The 2,905-nt window shown below is 37.0% G+C and carries 2 protein-coding genes; one reads left to right on the forward strand and one right to left on the reverse strand.

Annotated features, from left to right (window positions below):
• Window positions 1-327 precede the first annotated feature (327 nt).
• The gene (gene lpdA, locus HMPREF9078_RS07145) at window positions 328-1,725 is read left to right on the forward strand and encodes a dihydrolipoyl dehydrogenase (RefSeq protein ID WP_009417852.1); all 1,398 of its coding nucleotides are present in this window, start codon (window positions 328-330) and stop codon (window positions 1,723-1,725) included.
• Window positions 1,726-1,916: 191 nt separating this feature from the next.
• Here lpdA and recO read toward each other — a convergent pair whose 3' ends face one another.
• Complete coding sequence (gene recO / locus HMPREF9078_RS07150; protein ID WP_009420029.1) at window positions 1,917-2,633, reverse strand: DNA repair protein RecO; 717 nt, start codon at window positions 2,631-2,633, stop codon at window positions 1,917-1,919.
• Between the last annotated feature and the right edge of the window lie 272 nt (window positions 2,634-2,905).

The following is a 2,905-nucleotide window of genomic DNA, read 5'->3' on the forward strand; positions in this document are numbered from 1 at the left end:
CAAAAGACGAACAAAAGACGAACAATGAACGAAGCTAAACTGAAGCTAAACTGAAGCTAAGACAAAGCTATAATCTTAGAAAACTGAATACTAATTGCTTTTTTAAGGTAATAAAACTTTAGAAAAAGCGCAATGATTTTAGAGTTTTTATGATTTTTAGACTTCAATAAAGTAAATGAGATTTACTTCGGACAATCAGGATTTAAATAGCTATTATTCAAACATATAAAATTACATATAAATAAAAAAGTGATTAAAATAGTTTTTATTCAAAATATTATTCGTAACTTTGTAGCCTAATATCAAACTTGATAAATTTTAAAAGAAATGAGTAAATACGACGTTATTGTATTAGGAAGTGGTCCTGGTGGGTATGTTACTGCCATTCGCGCTTCTCAATTAGGGTTTAAAACCGCTGTTATTGAAAAAGAAAACCTCGGTGGTATTTGTTTGAACTGGGGTTGTATTCCTACGAAAGCTTTGTTAAAATCAGCGCAAGTGTTTGAATACCTAAAGCACGCTGAGAACTATGGTATCACCGTAAAAAAAGAGTCTTTTGACAAAGATTTTTATGCGGTTATCAAACGTAGCCGCGAGGTAGCTGCTACAATGAGCAAAGGGGTGCAGTTCTTGATGAAAAAGAACAAAATAGATGTGATAATGGGCTATGGTACCCTAAAAGCTGGCAAGAAAGTAGACGTAAAAGATAAAGATGGCAAAGTAACTGAATACAGTGCTGACCACATTATTATTGCTACTGGAGCACGTTCACGCGAGTTGCCTGCTTTACCTCAAGACGGCAAGAAAATTATCGGTTACCGCCAAGCACTTACGCTCCCTGAGCAACCTAAGAAAATGATTGTAGTAGGTAGTGGGGCTATCGGTATTGAGTTCGCTTACTTCTATAACGCTATGGGTACTGAAGTAACCATCGTAGAGTTTATGCCTAATATTGTTCCTGTGGAAGATGAGGATATCTCTAAACAATTAGAAAAGAGTCTTACAAAATCAGGTATCAATATTATGACTTCGGCTGAGGTAACCAAAGTAGATACTTCTGGCAAAGGTGTAAAAGCATTTGTGAAAACAGCCAAAGGCGAAGAAGTTTTAGAAGCTGATATCTTGCTTTCAGCCGTAGGTATCAAAACAAATATTGAAAATATCGGTTTGGAAGCGGTAGGTATCAAAACTGAACGCGATAAAATCCTCGTGAATGAATTCTACCAAACTAATGTTCCTGGTTATTACGCTATTGGCGACGTAGTTCCTGGTCAAGCCTTAGCACACGTAGCTTCAGCAGAAGGTATTATTTGCGTTGAAAAGATTAAAGGAATGCACGTAGAACCACTTAACTATGGTAATATTCCTGGTTGTACTTACTGCACTCCTGAAATTGCTTCAGTAGGTCTGACCGAAAAACAAGCTAAAGAAAAAGGCTATGAAATAAAAGTAGGTAAGTTCCCATTCACTGCCTCAGGAAAAGCAAATGCAGCGGGTACTACTGAAGGCTTCATAAAAGTAATCTTTGATGCTAAATATGGCGAATGGTTAGGTTGCCATATGATTGGCGCCGGCGTTACTGATATGATTGCTGAAGCGGTAGTAGCTCGTAAATTGGAAACTACAGGACACGAAATCATCAAAGCGGTACACCCACACCCTACAATGAGCGAAGGTGTAAAAGAAGCAGTAGCAGCTGCTTATGGTGAAGCTATCGACATTTAATATTTTTGTTCCAATAAATTCATAAACGCAAGAAACTCCAAGTAAAAAAGATTTTACTTGGAGTTTTTTTATTAGTGTAAGTTTGAGATAAGAAATCTAACAGACTGTTAGTTACAATTAACTTTGGCAAAGTTTAAAACTTTAGCTAAGTGTGGGAGTAAAAAACAGTATCGCATTATGTTGGAATAGTGCTAAAAGAGCGTTTGTAGCACCTCTAATGATTTTATTTGTCTAAAATTGGGGAAGTGCCATTCGTAGTATTTAAGCAGTTGAAAAAGCAATGCATTGCGCTCATTCTTATTGCTTTTAACGGTTGATAACTGAGGATAATCGGTGTGTAGGAGGGTTTTGAATAGCAACAAGGTAGTGCCTGTAATGGTGTATTTGCTTTCATCGGTAGTAGTGAAAATGCCGTCTTCCAACGAAAAGGAGGGCAAACGCTCGTGAGTGGTATCGGGGTAAAAGCCAAGATAGCGAGTGATATCAAGCAGAAACTTTAAGTGAAAATTGGCAGAGAAGTCGTTTCTATCAAAAAAAAGGAGCTTCTGTTCTAAAAACAAAAACATTTCTTCATCGGGAGCTTCAGATGTGCAAACAAAAGCACATACTTCGGAAAGAAACATACTTACAGCACTCTTGTAAATATCAGTATGTAACGAGTAATAAGGGACGGCTATCTTAGCTTCCTTTACACGTCCTAACGTACCGTTATTTTTATGGGTAGCCACCAATTCTAACAGCATAAAAGGCTGAAAAAGGGCTGTTTTTAAGTTCCCTTTCTTCTGTGCTAAAACGCCTTGTAACAAATAGCTACGAGTACCCATCGTTTGAGTGAAACACTTCACTATAAGACTGTTATCGCTGTATTTGAGGCTTGAAATAACTATGGCTCGGACTTTATCGTACATATTTCTTCTATAAATAGCGTTGCAAAAATACAAAAAAAGACTTCAATAGGACGTAATTGATGATATAAATGAAAGATAATGCCAATAATACCAGGAATGCCAATAATACCAGGAATGCCAATAATACCAATGAGAGAATGAGAAAATTAGAGAATTAGTAAATGGGGTACGAGCTTGAGTTAGAGGAATGAGGCTGTGCCTTGTGAAGTAACTTTTTGGAACATTAACTTTGGCAAAGGTCGTAGCACGACGGGCAATAGAAAATTAGAGAA

Origin of the sequence: Capnocytophaga sp. oral taxon 380 str. F0488 (assembly GCF_000318255.2) — a bacterium.
Lineage (GTDB): Bacteria > Bacteroidota > Bacteroidia > Flavobacteriales > Flavobacteriaceae > Capnocytophaga > Capnocytophaga ochracea.

Excerpts from the sequence above, each read along its gene's own strand:
- lpdA (WP_009417852.1), top strand. The coding sequence starts at position 328 with ATGAGTAAATACGACGTTATTGTATTAGGAAGTGGTCCTGGTGGGTAT.
- recO (WP_009420029.1), bottom strand. The coding sequence starts at position 2,633 with ATGTACGATAAAGTCCGAGCCATAGTTATTTCAAGCCTCAAATACAGC.